At 73.4% G+C, this 16,984-nt stretch carries 13 protein-coding genes; 5 read left to right on the top strand and 8 right to left on the bottom strand.

From position 1 onward, the window contains the following. Positions 1-380 precede the first annotated feature (380 nt). A complete protein-coding gene (locus G3I42_RS30845) occupies positions 381-1,181 on the bottom strand; it encodes a sugar phosphate isomerase/epimerase family protein (protein WP_164291011.1) in 801 nt (266 codons plus the stop codon). A gap of 216 nt (positions 1,182-1,397) precedes the next feature. Further along, positions 1,398-2,447 carry a LacI family DNA-binding transcriptional regulator gene (locus G3I42_RS30840; RefSeq protein ID WP_164291010.1) on the bottom strand — a complete coding sequence of 350 codons (1,050 nt, stop codon included), beginning with the start codon at positions 2,445-2,447 and terminating at the stop codon, positions 1,398-1,400. A 141-nt stretch (positions 2,448-2,588) separates the two neighbouring features. Between G3I42_RS30840 and G3I42_RS30835 the strand changes: the two genes are divergently transcribed. The 3 genes from G3I42_RS30835 to G3I42_RS30825 are packed head-to-tail and all read left to right on the top strand — an operon-like array spanning position 2,589 to position 5,715. Next, positions 2,589-3,740, top strand: coding sequence for a Gfo/Idh/MocA family oxidoreductase (locus G3I42_RS30835; RefSeq protein ID WP_164291009.1), 1,152 nt, complete (start codon positions 2,589-2,591; stop codon positions 3,738-3,740). Beyond that, entirely contained in the window at positions 3,737-4,891 is a 1,155-nt protein-coding gene (locus tag G3I42_RS30830) for a dihydrodipicolinate synthase family protein (protein WP_164291008.1), read from the top strand. The genes G3I42_RS30835 and G3I42_RS30830 overlap by 4 nt, the downstream gene beginning before the upstream one ends. Continuing rightward, a complete protein-coding gene (locus G3I42_RS30825) occupies positions 4,888-5,715 on the top strand; it encodes a sugar phosphate isomerase/epimerase family protein (RefSeq protein WP_164291007.1) in 828 nt (275 codons plus the stop codon). Before G3I42_RS30830 ends, G3I42_RS30825 begins: the two co-directional genes overlap by 4 nt. Before the next feature lie 212 nt (positions 5,716-5,927). Here G3I42_RS30825 and G3I42_RS30820 read toward each other — a convergent pair whose 3' ends face one another. From G3I42_RS30820 to G3I42_RS30810, 3 genes are all read right to left on the bottom strand, one after another. Then, positions 5,928-7,172 carry a serine hydrolase domain-containing protein gene (locus tag G3I42_RS30820; protein ID WP_164291006.1) on the bottom strand — a complete coding sequence of 415 codons (1,245 nt, stop codon included), beginning with the start codon at positions 7,170-7,172 and terminating at the stop codon, positions 5,928-5,930. Between the two features lie 129 nt (positions 7,173-7,301). Further along, a complete protein-coding gene (locus G3I42_RS30815; RefSeq protein WP_164291005.1) occupies positions 7,302-7,763 on the bottom strand; it encodes a hypothetical protein in 462 nt (153 codons plus the stop codon). Positions 7,764-7,913: 150 nt separating this feature from the next. Next, on the bottom strand, positions 7,914-8,390 hold the full coding sequence (locus G3I42_RS30810) for a GNAT family N-acetyltransferase (protein WP_343244709.1): 477 nt from the start codon (positions 8,388-8,390) through the stop codon (positions 7,914-7,916). A gap of 115 nt (positions 8,391-8,505) precedes the next feature. On the opposite strand from G3I42_RS30810, the gene G3I42_RS30805 reads away from it, so the two are divergent. Further along, positions 8,506-10,821, top strand: a complete 2,316-nt coding sequence (locus G3I42_RS30805) for an ATP-dependent RecD-like DNA helicase (RefSeq protein ID WP_164291003.1) — start codon at positions 8,506-8,508, stop codon at positions 10,819-10,821. 340 nt (positions 10,822-11,161) lie between these two features. Next, positions 11,162-12,460: a citrate synthase gene (locus G3I42_RS30800; RefSeq protein WP_164291002.1), complete on the top strand. Its 1,299-nt coding sequence runs from the start codon at positions 11,162-11,164 to the stop codon at positions 12,458-12,460. Positions 12,461-13,076: 616 nt separating this feature from the next. On the opposite strand, the gene G3I42_RS30795 is transcribed toward G3I42_RS30800, so the two are convergent. The 3 genes from G3I42_RS30795 to G3I42_RS30785 form a co-directional block, all read right to left on the bottom strand. Further along, complete coding sequence (locus G3I42_RS30795; RefSeq protein ID WP_164291001.1) at positions 13,077-15,413, bottom strand: heavy metal translocating P-type ATPase; 2,337 nt, start codon at positions 15,411-15,413, stop codon at positions 13,077-13,079. A gap of 121 nt (positions 15,414-15,534) precedes the next feature. Next, the gene (locus G3I42_RS30790; RefSeq protein ID WP_164291000.1) at positions 15,535-15,762 is read right to left on the bottom strand and encodes a heavy-metal-associated domain-containing protein; all 228 of its coding nucleotides are present in this window, start codon (positions 15,760-15,762) and stop codon (positions 15,535-15,537) included. Positions 15,763-15,899: 137 nt separating this feature from the next. Beyond that, positions 15,900-16,844: a PrsW family intramembrane metalloprotease gene (locus tag G3I42_RS30785; RefSeq protein ID WP_343244708.1), complete on the bottom strand. Its 945-nt coding sequence runs from the start codon at positions 16,842-16,844 to the stop codon at positions 15,900-15,902. Positions 16,845-16,984 lie beyond the last annotated feature (140 nt).

Here is a 16,984-nt window from a genome sequence, read left to right as displayed (position 1 = left end):
CCCACCGGCCTGCGCCGCCCGCGCCGCGGGCGCCCCGAGCGCCCCCGCCGCCGTCCCGAACACCCCGGCCGCGAGCACGGCCCGCCGCCGGGGCAGCCCCCCGCCCGTCGTCTCCTGCGCCATACCGCCACTCCCGTCCTCGGGACCGGCCCGGGTCGGACCGGCCCACGGGGCGCCCATCCGATGATCCGAAGAGCGCCGTGCTCAGTCGGGCATAGCGAGCCCCGACCCGCCGGGCAAGGCGCCGGGCGGTGGTGCGGCCGGACGGGGGAGGGGACGCACCCTGAGCGGGGGCAGGGACGGCGGCGGCGGGGAGCGGAGGGGGCGACGCGGGTCCGGGGGCCGGAGGCGAGGGAGCGGGCGCGGGCCGGGCCCCTTGCTCACGCCGCCTCGTTCAGCAGCCTCCGCAGGTACTCCGCGCCCGGGGCGAGCAGAGGGGCGAGGTCGGGGGCGTCCGGGTACCAGCGCTTCTCGTACTCCCAGCACAGCCAGCCGTCCCAGCCCTCGCGCGTCAGCACTTCCACGACCTCGCCAAGCGGCAGCACCCCGGCGCCGAGCGGCAGCGGAGTCGTGTCCTCGCGCGAGGCGATGTCCTTGACCTGCACGTATCCGAGGTACGGGGCGAGCGCCAGGTAGGACTCGCCGGGCTGCTCGCCGCCGAGCCACGTGTGCATGGTGTCCCACAGGGCGCCCGTCGACTTGTGGCCCACCGTGCCGAGGACGCGGGTCGCCGCCGCGCCCGTGCGGTGCGAGTCGTGGGTCTCCAGCAGGATGCGGACGCCGAGCGCCGCCGCGTGCTCGGCGGCGAGCCCGAGCCGCCGCTCGGCGAGCGCGTCCGCCTCCGCCTCGCTCTGCTCCGTACCCCCGCCGGGGAAGACCCGGACGAAGCCCGCGCCGAGGTCGTGGGCGAGTTCGAGGAGCGCGCGCGTCTCGGTGAGGTACGGCTCGTCGTCGCCCGGCGCGGCGACCTTCACGTACCCGGCGACGCCCAGCACCTCGATCCCGGCGTCGGCGAACTGCTGCCGCGCGGCGGCGCGTTCGGGGGCCGTGCTCGTGAGGGCGAGCGGTTCCTCGGGGTGGGCGCGCAGCTCCACGCCGTGGTAGCCGTGCGTGGCGGCGAGGCGTACGACCTCGGGGATGGGCAGCCCGGGGACACCGAGGGTGGAGAACGCCAGTTTCATGCCTTGAGCTCCTTCGTCGCTTCTGCCGTGGCCCCGGCGGGCCGTCCTGTCGCACAGCCTGACCGCAGGCGGCACACGTATTCCTGCTGGCGCGCCGAAGCTCGCACGGGCACGGGCGTGGGCACGGGCGTGGGTATGGGTACGACTGCGAGCGTGCGCGCGGGTACGGGTCCCGCGCCCGCCCCGCTCCACCGCCTCCCGCGCCACCGCCTCCCGCTACTTCGCCGGCCCCGTCGACCCCCGTACCACCAGCTCCCCCGCCACCAGCTCCTCGCCGCCCGCCGGTGCCGCGTCCCGGCCCGTCGCGATCCGTCCCGCCCGTGCCCCCGTGCCCTGGAGCGGCAACCGCACCGTCGTGAGCGCCGGGAGCGCGTCCGCGCTGAAGGGGAGGTCGTCGAAGCCCGTCACGGACACGTCCTCGGGGACCCGCAGCCCCCGCTCCCGCAGCGCCGCGCACGCGCCGAGCGCCACGGTGTCGTTCGCCGCGACGATCGCCGTCAAGTCCGGTACGCGCTCCAGGAGTTCGCCCACCGCGCGGTGGCCGGAGGCCCGGTCGTACGCCCCGTGCGCGGTCGCGCCCGGGAGGTCCTCGATCCCCGCCTCGGCGAGCGCCGCGCGGTGGCCTTCGAGCCGGTGCCGGGTCGTCGTGCGCTCGGGCGGGCCCGCCACGCAGCCGATGCGGCGGTGGCCGAGCGCGATCAGGTGGGCGGTCAACTCCCGCGCCCCGGACCGGTTGTCGAAGGTCAGCGCGGTGACGCCGGGGCCCGCCTCCGGCAGCGGGGGCCGCCCCAGGAGGATCACCCGCGTCCCCGCGGCCCCGAGCTTGCGCAGCTTGTCGGCGACGGCCGCGCTGTGCGCGGGGTCCTCGGTCGCGCCCCCGGTGAGGACGACGGCGGCGGCGCGCTGCCGCTGGAGCAGCGTCAGGTACGTCAGTTCGCGCTCCGGCGCGCCCCCGGTCCCGCACACCACCGCGAGCCGTTCCCCGCCCGCGCGCCCCCCGGGCCCCCCGATCTGCGACTGCACCGCGCTCGCGATGATCCCGAAGAAGGGGTCGGCGATGTCGTTGACGAGCACCCCGACGAGGTCCGAGGTCGCGGCGGCGAGCGAACTCGCGGGCCCGTTCAGCACGTAGTCCAGTTCGTCCACGGCCCGCAGCACCCGCTCCCGGGTGCGCTCGGCGACCGGGTAGTTGCCGTTGAGCACCCGGGAGACGGTGGCGGGCGATACCCCCGCACGGGAAGCCACATCCGAGAGCGTCACGGTCATCTCGTCCTCCGGGACCGGTCGGGCCGGCGAGGAAGCCGGCGGGCGGGGGTCTTGTCGTCCCCGTTGCGCAGAGGCTAGCGTCTCCCCCCGTAGAAAGCGCTTACCAAGCGCGTCTGCCGACCTCCGTGAGAAGGGACCCCCGTGGAACGCAAGACGGTGCACATCGCCATGAACGGTGTGACAGGGCGGATGGGCCACCGCCAGCACCTCGTCCGCTCACTCCTCGCGCTGCGCGAGGAGGGCGGGCTCGACCTCGGCGACGGAACGGTCCTGTGGCCCGAACCCGTCCTCGTGGGCCGCCGCGAGTACGCCCTGCGCGCCCTCGCCGAGCGGCACGGCCTGAGCCGCTGGTCGACCGACCTCGACGCGGTGCTCGCCGATCCGGCGATCGACATCTACTTCGACGCGCAGGTCACCTCGGCCCGCGAGGAGGCCCTGCACAAGGCGATCGCGGCGGGCAAGCACGTCTACACCGAGAAGCCCACGGCGACCGGGCTCGACGGCGCGCTGGACCTCGCCCGCCGCGCCGAGGCGGCCGGCATCCGGCACGGCGTCGTGCAGGACAAGCTCTTCCTCCCGGGCCTGCTCAAGCTCAAGCGCCTCATCGACGGCGGCTTCTTCGGCCGCGTCCTGTCGGTGCGGGGCGAGTTCGGCTACTGGGTCTTCGAGGGGGACTGGCAGGAGGCCCAGCGTCCGAGCTGGAACTACCGCTCGGAGGACGGCGGCGGCATCGTCACCGACATGTTCCCCCACTGGGAGTACGTGCTGCACGAGTTGTTCGGCCGCGTGCGAAGCGTCCAGGCCCTCACCGCGACGCACCTGCCCGAGCGCTGGGACGAGCGCGGCAAGCCGTACGAGGCGACGGCCGACGACGCCGCGTACGGGATCTTCCAGCTCGAAGGCGGCGCGATCGCGCAGATCAACTCCTCGTGGGCGGTACGGGTCAACCGCGACGAACTCGTCGAGTTCCAGGTCGACGGGACCGAGGGCTCGGCGGTCGCGGGGCTGCGCAACTGCCGTGTCCAGCACCGCTCCTCGACCCCGAAGCCGGTGTGGAACCCGGACCTGCCCGCGACGGAGGTCTTCCGCGAGCAGTGGCAGGAGGTCCCGGACAACGGCGAGTTCGGCAACGGCTTCAAGGCGCAGTGGGAGCTGTTCCTGCGCCACGTCTACGCGGGAGCCCCCTACCACTGGGACCTCCTCGCGGGCGCGCGCGGCGTCCAGCTCGCGGAGCTGGGCCTCCGGTCGGCGGCGGAGGGCCGCCGCATCGACGTACCGGAGATCACGCTGTGACGCTCCGACTCCCCTCCGCGGACGGCACGTTGTACGCGTACGAGCCCAAGTCCGCCGCCGGGCCGACCGTTCACGCGGGTGGCCCCCTCACGTCCCGTACGGTCTTCTCCGCCGCGCACGTCGTCGCGGACCCGTACGCGGACGTCAGCGCGGACGACCCGGCGGCCGTCGACTGGGACGCGACGCTCGCCTTCCGCCGCCACCTGTGGCGGCAGGGGCTCGGGGTGGCCGAGGCGATGGACACGGCGCAGCGCGGCATGGGCCTGGACTGGCCGGGCGCGGCCGAGCTGATCCGGCGTTCGGCCGCCGAGGCGCGCGCGGTCGGCGGCCGGATCGCCGCCGGGGCGGGCACCGACCAGCTCGCGGCGGGCACGCTCGCCGAGATCCGCGCGGCGTACGAGGAGCAGCTGGCGCTCGTCGAGGACGCGGGCGCGCAGGCGATCCTCATGGCCTCGCGAGCCCTCGCGGCGACCGCGCGCGGGCCCGAGGACTATTTCACGCTCTACGGGCACCTGCTGCGCCAGGCCCGCGAGCCGGTGATCCTGCACTGGCTCGGCCCCATGTTCGACCCGGCGCTCACCGGTTACTGGGGCGCGGCGGACCTGGACGCGGCGACGGAGACGTTCCTCCAGGTCGTCGCGGCGCACCCGGACAAGGTCGACGGCATCAAGATCTCGCTGCTCGACGCCGACCGCGAGATCGCCGTACGCCGCCGCCTCCCGGCGGGCGTCCGCTGCTACACGGGCGACGACTTCCACTACCCGGAACTCATCGCGGGCGACGAAGAGGGCTTCAGCCATGCCCTGTTGGGCATCTTCGACCCCCTCGCCCCGCTCGCCGCACGCGCGGTCCGCGTCCTGGACACGGGAGACGTGCGGGGCTTCCGCGAAGTCCTCGACCCGACGGTGGAGTTGTCCCGCCACCTCTTCCAGCGGCCCACCCGCTTCTACAAGACGGGCGTCGTGTTCCTCGCCTGGCTCGCGGGCCACCAGGAACACTTCGCGATGGTCGGGGGCCACCAGTCATCGCGCTCCCTGCCGCACCTCGCCCGCGCCTACGAACTGGCGGACGGAATCGGCCTGTTCCCCGACCCCGAGCGCGCCGCCCACCGGATGCGCGCGCTCCTCGACGTGTACGGAGTGCCCCGGTGACAGCGCACGCGCGGTTCAGCATCAACCAGCAAACGGTGAAGCAGCTCTCGCTGCCCGAACTCGTCGCCGCCTGCGTCGACCTGGGTGTGCGCAACGTGGGCCTGTGGCGGGAGCCCGTGCGGGCGTACGGGCTGGAGGCGAGCGCGGCGCTCGTGCGCGACGCCGGGCTCACGGTCACGACGCTGTGCCGGGGCGGCTTCCTCACGGCGAGCGAACAGGGCGCGCGGCGCGCCGCGTTGGCCGACAACCGCCGGGCGATCGACGAGGCGGCGGCCCTCGGCACGCGGGTCCTGGTCCTCGTCTCGGGCGGACTCCCCGAGGGCGAGCGGGATTTGTGGGCGGCCCGGGAACGCGTCGCCGACGCGCTCGCCGAACTGGCCCCGTACGCGGGCGCGTCGGGAATCAGGCTCGCGATCGAGCCCCTGCACCCGATGTTCGCCTCCGACCGCTGCGTCGTCTCGACGCTCGCCCAGGCGCTCGACCTCGCCGAGCGCTTCCCGGCCGAGCGGGTCGGCGTCTGCGTCGACACGTACCACGTCTGGTGGGACGACCGGGCCCCGGCGGCCCTGGACCGCGCGGGCGCGGGAGGCCGCATCGCGGCCTTCCAGCTCGCCGACTGGATCACCCCGCTCCCGGCCGGGGTCCTCAACGGGCGCGGCCAGCTCGGGGACGGCGCGATCGACCTGGCGTGGTGGCGCGAGCGCGCCGACGCGAACGGCTACGAGGGCCCGATCGAGGTCGAACTCTTCAACGACGAGCTGTGGGCGGGGGACGGCAGGAAGCTCCTCGCGACGACGGCGGAACGGTTCGCGCGGTACGTATGAGGAGGGCGCGGCCCGCCCCGAGGCCGCCGTCCAAAAAACTTTCAGAGGTCGTACAACCCTCGGCCCCCGTGCCAGGTCATACGTGGTGTCGCCAGGGATGGGGGGAAACCCGGGGGGGATTCCCGAGGGGGGGAACCCTGTGCGACGGGGGGGAAACCGGAAGGGCCCGACCGCTGAGGCGGTCGGGCCCTTCCGGTTCGGGTGGGCCGGGGTCAGCGCCGGTCGTCCTCCTCGCCCGGGAGCCGCCCGAAGGCCGCGCCCCCGAGGCCGAGCACGCGCTCGTTCGTGCCCTGCGCCTTCGCGTCCGTGTTGTTGACGCTGTAGACGAGGGTGCGGGAGAGGTCCTTCGTGGCCATGAACCCGGCGGAGTACCCGTACCGGGAGCCGGTCTTGCCCCAGATCTCGGTGCCGTCGACGACGGCGTGGCTCAGGCCGGCGCTGTAGACGGCGGGCTCGCCGGAGCCGGGCTTCGCGGGGTCCACCGTCCCGTACATGCGGACCTCCTCGCCCGGCAGTGCGAACATCTCGGCCAGCGCGGGCCCGGTGACGACCTCGCCCCGGAAGAGCGCGGAGACGAAGCGCTCCAGGTCGGCCGTGGTGGAGACGAGGTCGCCCGCCGCCCACGAGTGCGTCTGGTCCCAGTCGCTCACGTCCCGCGGCTCCGTGCCTCCGCCCGGCAGCGCGTAGAGCTGGTAGCCGTGGTTGTGGGGGCCCCGGATCGTGGGATCGGCGCCGGGGACGTACGTGTCGCGCAGGCCGAGCGGGCGCAGGACGCGGCGGGCGGCCTCGTCCTCGAAGCGGTGGCCCGTGACGCGTTCGACGAGGAGGCCGAGGACCGTGTAGTTGATGTTGAGGTAGTGCTGCGCGGTGCCCGGCGCGAACTCGGGCGGCTCGGCCGTCGCGGCGCGGACCATGGCCTGGGGCGTGGTGCGGTCGAAGCGGTGCGCGTAGACGTCCTCGGGGGTTCGCGGTCCGCCCGGCGCGGCCGGTATGCCGCTGGTGTGGTTGAGCAACTGCCGCACGGTGACGCCCCCGTAGGCGGCCGGGACGAGGCCGGACAGGTAGGAGCGGGCGGAGCGGTCGAGCGAGATCCGCCGCTCGTCGACGAGTTGCAGCACGACGGCGGCGGTGAACGTCTTCGTCACGGACCCGGCCCGGAACCGCGCCCCGGCCTCTGCCGCCCGCCCGCTCGTGAGATCGTGCACGCCGGTCGAGCCCCGCCACGTCCCGTCCCCGCCGACCCGCACGAGCGCGGCGGTGGCATCGGCGGCGGGCAGCCCCGCGACGGCATCGCGCAACGCGGCGGCCCGTACGGCGGAGACCCCGCCCCCGGCGTGCGCGGTCGCCCCCGTACCGCCGTGGGCGGCGAAGGCGGGAGCGGCGGCGACGGCGCCACCGAGCGACAGCGACAGCACGAGAGCAGTGGAGACGACGAGACGGCGCGAGTACCTGGACACGAGAGCAACCCCTAGCGTGGAAAGCGGCGTTGAGAAAGATCCTGTCGCCCCCACGCCGCTCGGGAATCGTCCTCACGCCCCACCGTGCCCCGGAGATCGATCAGGGTTCCCGTCAGGGTTTTCCCCTAGTCACCCGCTGCTGGAGGAGGCGGCCACGGCGGTCCGCTGGCGTCGCTGGAGCGTGAGCACCACCAGTCCCACGAAGACCTGGACCGGCACCGGCACGTCGCCGAGGTCGGCGGTCACCCCGCCGCGGAAGCCACTGCTCCGGAACTCGCCCAGGACGCGGCCGTCCGCCACGAGTTGACGCTTCCCCCGCAGGAACGACGGCCGCCCCAGCTCGTACGGGCCGCCCTCGCCGGTGACGAGCCAGCGCCAGCCCGAGCGGTGCGCCTCGGCGCGCACGGTGTCGCCCGCCCGCATCTCGAAGGAACGCCCCCAGCCTCCGGACCGGAACTCGTAGGTCTCGCCCACGAGTTCGACCTGTCCGCCGGACTTCCAGAGGTGGGAGGACCAGTGGGCGACGGGCAGTCCGTCCACCAGCACCTCGTAGCCCCGCCCGAAGGCGCTCTCCGGCTTGATCTCCAGCATGCTGCGCTCCTTGGCCGACTCCTGGACGGACGTGCGGTCCGCAGCCCTAGCCTGCCCGGGAAAGCCACCGGAAACCTGAGCGGTCAGGGCCCGGCCGCGACGACTTCTCCTCAAGACCCGCACGCCCCCCGAGCCGCCCCCCCCAGCACCTCAAGGCGCCACGTACCGCGCCCCCATCGCCCGCTCCCCGTCCCCGAACTCGTGCACCAGGTCCCCGCCCCGCCGCCACCCCAGCCGCTCGTACAAGCGCATCGCGGCCCGGTCCTTGCCCAGTACCTCCAGCTCCAGCCCCCGCCCCCGCTCGCGCGCGAACGCCTCCGCCGCCCGCACGAGCGCCTTCCCGGCCCCGTCCCGCCGCGCCTCCCGCACGACGAAGAGCCGTACGAGCACGAGCGGCCCCCCGGCCTCGACCACGGCGACATGCCCCACGACCGCCCCGTCCACCACGGCGACCCACGCCCCCACCAGCCCCTCCGGCCGCAACCAGCCCACCGGGTCGGCGACCCCCTCCACGGGATACCCGTCGCTCGCGTGCACCCGCACGAGCGCGGCGGCGGCTCCCGGCAGGTCCTCGGCGATGCGGGGGCGGACGGTCACGGGGTACGCGGCGGCGGTTCGTTCGTTCACGTACGCATCGTGCCGCCCGCTCCCGACACCGTCCGCCCCCGCCCCCCCCGCTCCGCCCCCCCGTGACCGCCCGCCCCGCCCCCGCCCGTCACCCCCCCGGCGGTACCGTCCCCCCATGGCCCCCCGCACTCCCGGCGACCAGGCCCGTGCCGCCGCCTCTCCGCTCGCCGTTCTCGAAGCCACGCTCGAACGCATCACCTTCGCCAGCGAGGAGAACGGGTTCACCGTCGCCCGCGTCGACACCGGCCGGGGCGGGGGCGAACTGCTCACCGTCGTGGGGGCCCTGCTCGGGGCGCAGCCGGGGGAGGCGCTGCGGATGCGGGGGCGGTGGGGCTCGCACCCGAGGCACGGGAAGCAGTTCGTCGTCGAGAACTACACGACCGTCCTGCCCGCCACGATCCAGGGCATCAGGCGGTATCTCGGCTCCGGGCTCGTCAAGGGCATCGGGCCCGTCTTCGCCGACCGGATCACGCGCCACTTCGGGACGGACACGCTCGACGTCATCGAGAGCGAGCCGAAGCGGCTCATCGAGGTGCAGGGGCTCGGCCCCAAGCGCGTCGCGAAGATCATCGCCGCGTGGGAGGAGCAGAAGGCGATCAAGGAGGTCATGGTCTTCCTCCAGAGCGTCGAGGTCTCCACGTCGATCGCCGTGCGCATCTACAAGAAGTACGGGGACGACTCGATCGAGGTCGTGAAGGCGGAGCCGTACCGGCTTGCGGCCGACGTGTGGGGCATCGGCTTCCTCACGGCCGACCGCATCGCGCGCGCGGTCGGCATCCCGGAGGACAGCCCGGAGCGCGTCAAGGCCGGTTTGCAGTACGCGCTGTCGCAGGCGACGGACCAGGGCCACTGCTATCTGCCCGAAGAACGCCTCATCAGCGACGCGGTGAAGCTGCTCGGCGTCGACACGGGGCTCGTGATCGAGTGCCTGGGCGAGCTGGCGGAGGACCCGGAAGGGGTCGTGCGGGAGCGGCTGACGGACCCGGACGGGCAGCCGGTGACCGGCGTGTACCTCGTTCCGTTCCACCGCGCCGAACTCTCCCTCGCCGGTCAGGTCCGCCGGCTGCTCGGGGCCCCGGAGGACCGGCTCGCGGGCTTCCAGGACGTGGACTGGGGCGCGGCGCTCGGCTGGCTGCGCCGCCGTACGGGCGCGGAACTCGCCCCGGAGCAGGAGGCCGCCGTGCGGCTCGCGCTGACCCGCAAGGTCGCGGTCCTCACCGGCGGACCGGGGTGCGGGAAGTCGTTCACGGTGCGGTCCGTGGTCGAACTGGCCCGCGCGCGGCGCGCGAAGGTCGTGCTCGCGGCGCCGACGGGCCGCGCGGCGAAACGGCTCGCGGAGCTGACGGGCGCCGAGGCGTCGACGGTGCACCGGCTGCTCGAACTGAAGCCGGGCGGGGACGCTGCGTACGACAGGGACCGGCCGCTCGACGCGGACCTCGTCGTCGTGGACGAGGCGTCGATGCTGGACCTGCTGCTCGCGAACAAGCTGGTCAAGGCGGTCGCGCCGGGCGCGCACCTGCTCCTCGTCGGGGACGTGGACCAGTTGCCGTCGGTGGGGGCGGGGGAGGTGCTGCGGGACCTGCTGAGCGAGGGCGGCCCGGTCCCCGCCGTACGCCTGACGCGGATCTTCCGGCAGGCGCGGGAGTCGGGTGTCGTGACGAACGCGCACCGCATCAACGAGGGTCAGCACCCGCTCACGCAGGGCCTGAAGGACTTCTTCCTGTTCGTCGAGGAGGACACGGAGGCGGCGGGGCGGTTGACGGTCGACGTCGTGGCGCGCCGCATCCCCGCGCGCTTCGGCCTCGATCCCCGTACCGACGTGCAGGTCCTCGCGCCGATGCACCGGGGCCCGGCGGGCGCGGGCACGCTCAACGCGCTGCTCCAGCAGGCGCTGACGCCGCCGGGGCCGCGCACCGAGGAGAAGCGCTTCGGCGGGCGGGTCTTCCGCGTGGGCGACAAGGTCACGCAGATCCGCAACAACTACGAGAAGGGCGAGAACGGCGTCTTCAACGGCACGGTCGGCGTCGTGACCGGTCTCGACACGGTCGAGCAGCGGCTGACGGTCCGCACGGACGAGGACGAGGACGTGGTGTACGAGTTCGACGAGCTGGACGAACTCGCGCACGCCTACGCGATGACGATCCACCGCTCGCAGGGCAGCGAGTACCCGGCCGTCGTCGTGCCCCTCACGACGAGCGCGTGGACGATGCTGCAACGCAACCTGCTGTACACGGCCGTCACGCGCGCGAAACGCCTCGTGGTCCTCGTCGGCTCCCGCCGCGCCCTCGGCCAGGCGGTCCGCACGGTCTCGGCGGGCCGCCGCCACACAGGCCTCGCGGCCCGCCTGGGCGCCCCCGGGGTGCCCGGGCAGCGCGAGGGGACGGCCGGGGGAGCGGCCGCCGAATCTCCGGCGTCTCACTCGTCCCGGTGAATTTCTTACGGAGCGGGACCCGGCCCACCGCAGGTACCCCCGGACCCGGTCCGGTCCTCACCCGATGACGTCGTGCGGACACGTCTCGTACTCGCCGGTACCCCCGGTGTGTCTCCGGTGGATGACGTAGGGAAAAATGATCGATCAAAACGGTGGGAAACGTCACCCTGCCCTTCCGCAACCGGAGGGGAGGCGGCAGGATGGCAAGGCTCTCGACGGCACTCAGTGCCGCCAATAGGGCCAATGGTCGGCCCCGAGTGCACTTTCCTCGTCCAAATGGGGGAAGGTAGACACAGTCAGGGCACCTCGAAGAAGAGGCACTACGTCGGTGAGGGATGACGTGAGCGAGAAACGCGACAACGCGGTAGTACTGCGGTACGGCGATGGCGAGTACACCTACCCGGTGGTCGACAGCACCGTCGGTGACAACGGCTTCGACATCGGGAAGCTGCGCGCCCAGACCGGTCTGGTGACCCTGGACAGCGGGTACGGGAACACCGCCGCGTACAAGTCCGCCGTCACCTACCTCGACGGTGAGCAGGGGATTCTCCGCTACCGCGGGTACCCCATCGAGCAGCTTGCCGAGAGCAGCAGCTTCCTGGAGGTCGCGTACCTCCTCATCAACGGCGAGCTGCCCAAGGTCGACGAGCTCTCGACCTTCAAGAACGACGTCACGCAGCACACCCTGCTGCACGAGGACGTCAAGCGGTTCTTCGACGGCTTCCCGCGCGACGCCCACCCGATGGCCATGCTGTCCTCGGTCGTCAGCGCGCTGTCCACCTTCTACCAGGACAGCCACAACCCGTTCGACGAGGAGCAGCGGAACCTCTCCACGATCCGCCTCCTCGCCAAGCTCCCGACGATCGCCGCCTACGCGTACAAGAAGTCCGTGGGCCAGCCGTTCGTCTACCCGCGCAACGACCTCGGCTACGTCGAGAACTTCCTGCGCATGACCTTCTCGGTCCCCGCGCAGGACTACGAGCTCGACCCGGTCGTCGTCTCGGCGCTCGACAAGCTGCTCATCCTGCACGCCGACCACGAGCAGAACTGCTCGACCTCGACGGTCCGCCTCGTCGGCTCCTCGCAGGCCAACATGTTCGCCTCGATCTCGGCGGGCATCAACGCGCTGTGGGGCCCGCTGCACGGCGGCGCCAACCAGAGCGTCCTGGAGATGCTGGAAGGCATCCAGGCCAACGGCTCCGACGTCGACACCTTCATCCGCAAGGTGAAGAACAAGGAAGACGGCGTGAAGCTCATGGGCTTCGGGCACCGCGTCTACAAGAACTTCGACCCCCGGGCGAAGATCATCAAGGCGGCGGCGCACGACGTCCTCTCGGCGCTCGGCAAGAGCGACGAGCTGCTGGACATCGCGCTGAAGCTCGAAGAGCACGCGCTCGCCGACGACTACTTCGTCGAGCGGAAGCTCTACCCGAACGTGGACTTCTACACCGGTCTGATCTACCGGGCGATGGGCTTCCCCACCGAGATGTTCACCGTCCTCTTCGCGCTCGGCCGCCTTCCCGGCTGGATCGCCCAGTGGACCGAGATGATCAAGGAGCCGGGAAGCCGCATCGGCCGCCCGCGCCAGATCTACACGGGCTACGTGAACCGCGACTTCGTCCCGGTCGAGGGCCGCTGACCCTCCCGAAGCCGTAATGCCAGGGCCCCGTCCGGAAGGACGGGGCCCTCTGGTCGCAGAACGTCCGAGACCTCAGCCCGAAAATCCAGCTTGTCCGGGGCCCCGGCCTGGAAGATTCAGCCCGTCCGGCGTTTGAGGACACCGCGCGAAGCGCGGAAAGGGCCCGCGCGGCCAGGCGCACGCCCTCCAGCCGCCCGCGCCAAGCGACCCGCGCCAAGCGCCCCGCGCCAAGCGAAAGGCGCCTCGCCGCCAGTCCCCCCACGGGCTGACGGTCGAGGCGCCTTTCTGTGCCCCGGGATCGGATTCCCCCCACGGGATCCGGCCGGGCGTTCAGTGGTGCCGCGGTTCGCCGGGACGCGTACGCGCGGGAGGGCCGCTCAAGCTCCCCGGCCGCACGTCGTCCCGGCCTTCGCTGCGGGAAACGTCCCCCAAGACGTTCCCTGCCGCCGGCCGACGCCCCCCAAGACGTCTCCCGGCATGGTGTGAGACCTCCGAACCAGGCACATGGTTACCCATGAAACGATGTGATCTGCGTCACGACGTCCTGACCTGCGCGTCCTGAACCGCGCCGAGCCCGGACGGAGTGTCCGGGCTCAGCGTAAGGGGCTTGCGGGGGCTATGTGAAGGTCTTGAGGCGAAGACTGTTGGAGACGACGAAGACCGACGAGAAGGCCATCGCCGCCCCCGCGATCATCGGGTTGAGCAGTCCGGCCGCGGCGAGCGGAATCGCCGCCACGTTGTAGCCGAACGCCCAGAAGAGATTGCCCTTGATGATCCCGAGCGTGCGCCGCGAGAGCCGGATCGCGTCGGCGGCCACCCGCAGGTCGCCCCGCACGAGCGTGAGGTCCCCCGCCTCGATGGCCGCGTCCGTCCCCGTACCCATCGCGAGCCCCAGATCGGCGGTCGCGAGCGCCGCCGCGTCGTTGACGCCGTCGCCGACCATCGCGACCGTGCGCCCGCTCTCCTGGAGCCTGCGCACCTCGGCCGCCTTGTCCTGCGGCAGGACCTCGGCGACGACCTCCTCAATGCCCACCTCGCGGGCCACGGCCTCGGCGACCGCCCGGTTGTCCCCGGTGAGCAGCACGGGCCGCAGGCCCAGGCCGCGCAGCTCCCGTACCGCCTCCGCGCTCGACTCCTTCACCGCGTCGGCGACGGCGAGCAGCCCCCGTACCCGCCCGTCCCAGGCGACGAGCACGGCCGTCGCGCCGTCCGCCTCGGCCGCCGCCTTCGCGCGCGTCAGCTCCTCGGGCACGGGAAGCCCTTCGAGCAGCGCGCCGCGCCCGACGCGTACCTCCAGGCCCTCGACCGTGCCCCGCACGCCGAGCCCCGCCTCGTTCGCGAACCCGCTCACCGCCGGGAGCGGCCCGAGGCGGTCCTCGGCGCCCTCGGCGAGCGCGCGGGCCACCGGGTGCTCCGAGGCGTGCTCGACCGCGCCCGCGCGCCGCAGGAGGTCCTTCTCGTCCGTGTCCGCGGCGGCGACGACCGTGCGCAGCTTCATGCGGCCCGTCGTCACCGTGCCCGTCTTGTCGAGCACGACCGTGTCCACGCGCCGCGTCGACTCCAGGACCTCGGGGCCCTTGATGAGGATGCCGAGCTGGGCGCCCCGGCCCGTGCCGACCAGCAGGGCCGTCGGGGTCGCGAGGCCGAGCGCGCACGGGCACGCGATGATCAGGACGGCCACGGCCGCCGTGAACGCGGCCGTCACGTCGTCCGTCGCGAGCAGCCAGCCGACCAGCGTCCCGAGCGCGATGACGAGCACCACGGGCACGAAGATCCCCGAGATACGGTCCGCGAGCCGCTGGACCCGCGCCTTCCCGTTCTGCGCGTCCTCCACGAGCCGCGCCATGCGCGCGAGCTGGGTGTCCGCGCCGACCCGCGTCGCCTCGACGACGAGCCGGCCCGAGACGTTGACCGTCGCCCCGGTGACCGCGTCACCCGGGCCGACGTCCACCGGCAGCGACTCACCGGTCAGCATCGAGGCGTCCAGCGCCGAGGCGCCTTCGGCCACCGTGCCGTCCGTCGCGACCTTCTCGCCGGGCCGCACGACGAAGCGGTCCCCGACGCGCAGCGAGCCCACCGGCACCCGCACCTCGCGACCGTCCCGCAGGACGCCCACGTCCTTCGCGCCCAGTTCGAGCAGCGCCCGCAGCGCCGCGCCCGCGCTCCGCTTCGAACGCGCCTCCAGGTAGCGCCCGAGCAGCAGGAAGCCGATGACGCCCGCGGCCACTTCCAGGTAGATCGTGGACGTGCCCTGGTCCGGGTCCACCGTCAGGTCGAAGCCGTGCCGCATGTGCGGCATGCCCGCGTCGCCGAGGAAGAGCGCCCACAGCGACCAGCCGAAGGCGGCGAGCGTGCCGATCGACACGAGCGTGTCCATCGTCGCGGCGCCGTGCCGCAGGTTCGTCCACGTGGCGCGGTGGAAGGGCCAGCCGCCCCACACCACGACCGGCGCGGCGAGGGTGAGCGAGAGCCACTGCCAGTTGTCGAACTGGAGCGGCGGGACCATCGCGAGCACCACGACGGGGAGCGCGAGGACGACGGAGACGAGCAGGCGGTGGCGCAGGTCGGCGAGGCGGGCATCGGCGGGGGACCGCTCCTGGGGGGCCTGGTCCGCCGTCGGCCCCGCTTCCGCTTCCGGCGCGGGTTCCGGCTCCGGCTCGGGCTCGGGCGGCAGGATCGGCTCCGCCGTGTACCCCGTCCGCACGACCGTCGCGATGAGGTCGTCGACGCCCGTTCCCTCGGGGTAGCTGACCTTCGCCTTCTCGGTCGCGTAGTTGACGGAGGCGGAGACGCCCTCCATGCGGTTGAGCTTCTTCTCGATCCTGGCCGCACAGGCGGCGCACGTCATCCCGCCCACGGCCAGCTCGACCTGAGCGGGCTCGGCGGCGGACGCGGAACCGGTCCCGGTGCTCGCTATGTCCGCCTCCTGCTTGTCCTGGAGCGGCGTGCTCATGTCGGGGGCCTCCGTGGGGGTCGTACGGGTACGGGGTAGGGGTATGCGGCCGGCGGGCGCGGGAGCGGCGCGGGGTCGCCCCCGCGCCGTACCGCCGCCGCCCGGGCGGGGCGCCGTCGTCTCAGACGGTGCCGGCCAGCTCGTACCCCGCCTCGTCCACCGCGGCGCGGACCGCGGCCTCGTCGAGCGGGGCCGTCGAGACGACGGTGACCTCGCCGTTCGCCGCCGAGGCGCGCACCTCGGCGACCCCGGGAAGCTCGGTCAGCTCGGCGCTCACCGCGCCCTCGCAGTGGCCGCAGGACATGCCGCTGACCTTGTACGTGGTGGTGACGGCTGTGTCGGTCGCCATGGCGTTCTCCTCTTCGTGGGCCGCGTTCCGGGGACGTTCCTGGGGGTGCGCGGGGACGGCTGGGGCGCTCGGTACGCCGGGCGTACCGTGACGGGAGGGTCCGGAGGGATTCCCGGCAGGATGACCACTGTATACCCCTAGGGGGTATGATTCCAAGTGGGGTCGCGACGGGTCACCGCCCGCGCCCAGGCGAGCGCGAGGGCCGTGATCAGGGCGAGTCCCACGACCGTGAAGAGCGTGTAGTAGTGGCGCTGCTGGCTCGTCGCGTCCACGAGGAAGTCACGCGTCGACGCCGAGCCCCGTACCGGCTTCCCCGTCACCTTCTCGGTCAGCCACAGCGCGATCCCGTGCATCGAGTCCCACAGCGCGTGCAGCGCAGAGACGCCGAGGTAGGCGACGGGCACGGCGAGGCTGAGCCGGTAGCGGCCGTCCGGGCCGCGGTGCGCGAGCAGCACGGCGCCCGCGAGCGCGGTCCACAGGCCGTGCCCGAAGGGGGCGAGCACCGCGCGCAGGATCTCCGTCTGGAGCAGCGCGCGCAGGTCGATGCCGTCGAAGGAGAGCGCGGCGTTGAACGCGTACCCCGAGGTCTCGAACGCCGCGAAACCGAAGCCGACGGCCCCGCCGAGCACCGCGCCGGCGCGCGCCCCGTACAGCCAGTGCGACCGCCGTACGAGCCAGGCGAGCAGGAGCAGCTTCACGGCCTCCTCGATGAGCCCGACCGCCGCGTACACCCGCACGGAGGGGTGGAGCAGGAAGTACTCGGCGAGCGAGGAGCCGAGGACGCCGAGCACCCCGCCGGAGACGAAACAGCTCAGCAGCGGGTGCAGCCCGAGCCCTTCGCCGTGCCGCTCGTACGCCCACAGCGCGAAGGTGACCGGGATGAGGAAGCTGCCGAGCAGGATCAACGTCGGCAGCAGCGTCGTGTTCTTCGTCACGTACGTGACCCCGGCCGTCAGCCCCCACAGCACCGCCCCGATCCACAGCCAGTGCCGCCACAGCCCCGGACGGATGCCCGTCTCGGGCCCCTCCGCGTGCTCGGGCACGGGGCGCGGCGGGGGCGGCGGGGCGGACGGGGTGGACACGGTGGGGGCTCCGGGCGGGATGCGGGCGTGCTGCGGCCGTTCACCTTAAAACCGCCCGGACGTCACCAAAGCGGACGCCGCGCCGTGCTCCCCGCGCCGTGCCCCCGCGCCGTCCCCTCGCGCGACGCGGCCGGGCCGGA

Source organism: Streptomyces sp. SID11385, assembly GCF_010548245.1.
Classification (GTDB): Bacteria; Actinomycetota; Actinomycetes; order Streptomycetales; family Streptomycetaceae; genus Streptomyces.
The sequence above is the reverse complement of the archived record's forward strand: the minus strand, read 5'-3'. Positions and strand labels throughout refer to the sequence as shown.

Excerpts from the sequence above, each read along its gene's own strand:
- G3I42_RS30805 (WP_164291003.1), top strand. The coding sequence starts at position 8,506 with ATGGCCCCCCGCACTCCCGGCGACCAGGCCCGTGCCGCCGCCTCTCCG.
- G3I42_RS30845 (WP_164291011.1), bottom strand. The coding sequence starts at position 1,181 with ATGAAACTGGCGTTCTCCACCCTCGGTGTCCCCGGGCTGCCCATCCCC.
- G3I42_RS30840 (WP_164291010.1), bottom strand. The coding sequence starts at position 2,447 with ATGACCGTGACGCTCTCGGATGTGGCTTCCCGTGCGGGGGTATCGCCC.
- G3I42_RS30795 (WP_164291001.1), bottom strand. The coding sequence starts at position 15,413 with ATGAGCACGCCGCTCCAGGACAAGCAGGAGGCGGACATAGCGAGCACC.
- G3I42_RS30815 (WP_164291005.1), bottom strand. The coding sequence starts at position 7,763 with ATGCTGGAGATCAAGCCGGAGAGCGCCTTCGGGCGGGGCTACGAGGTG.
- G3I42_RS30790 (WP_164291000.1), bottom strand. The coding sequence starts at position 15,762 with ATGGCGACCGACACAGCCGTCACCACCACGTACAAGGTCAGCGGCATG.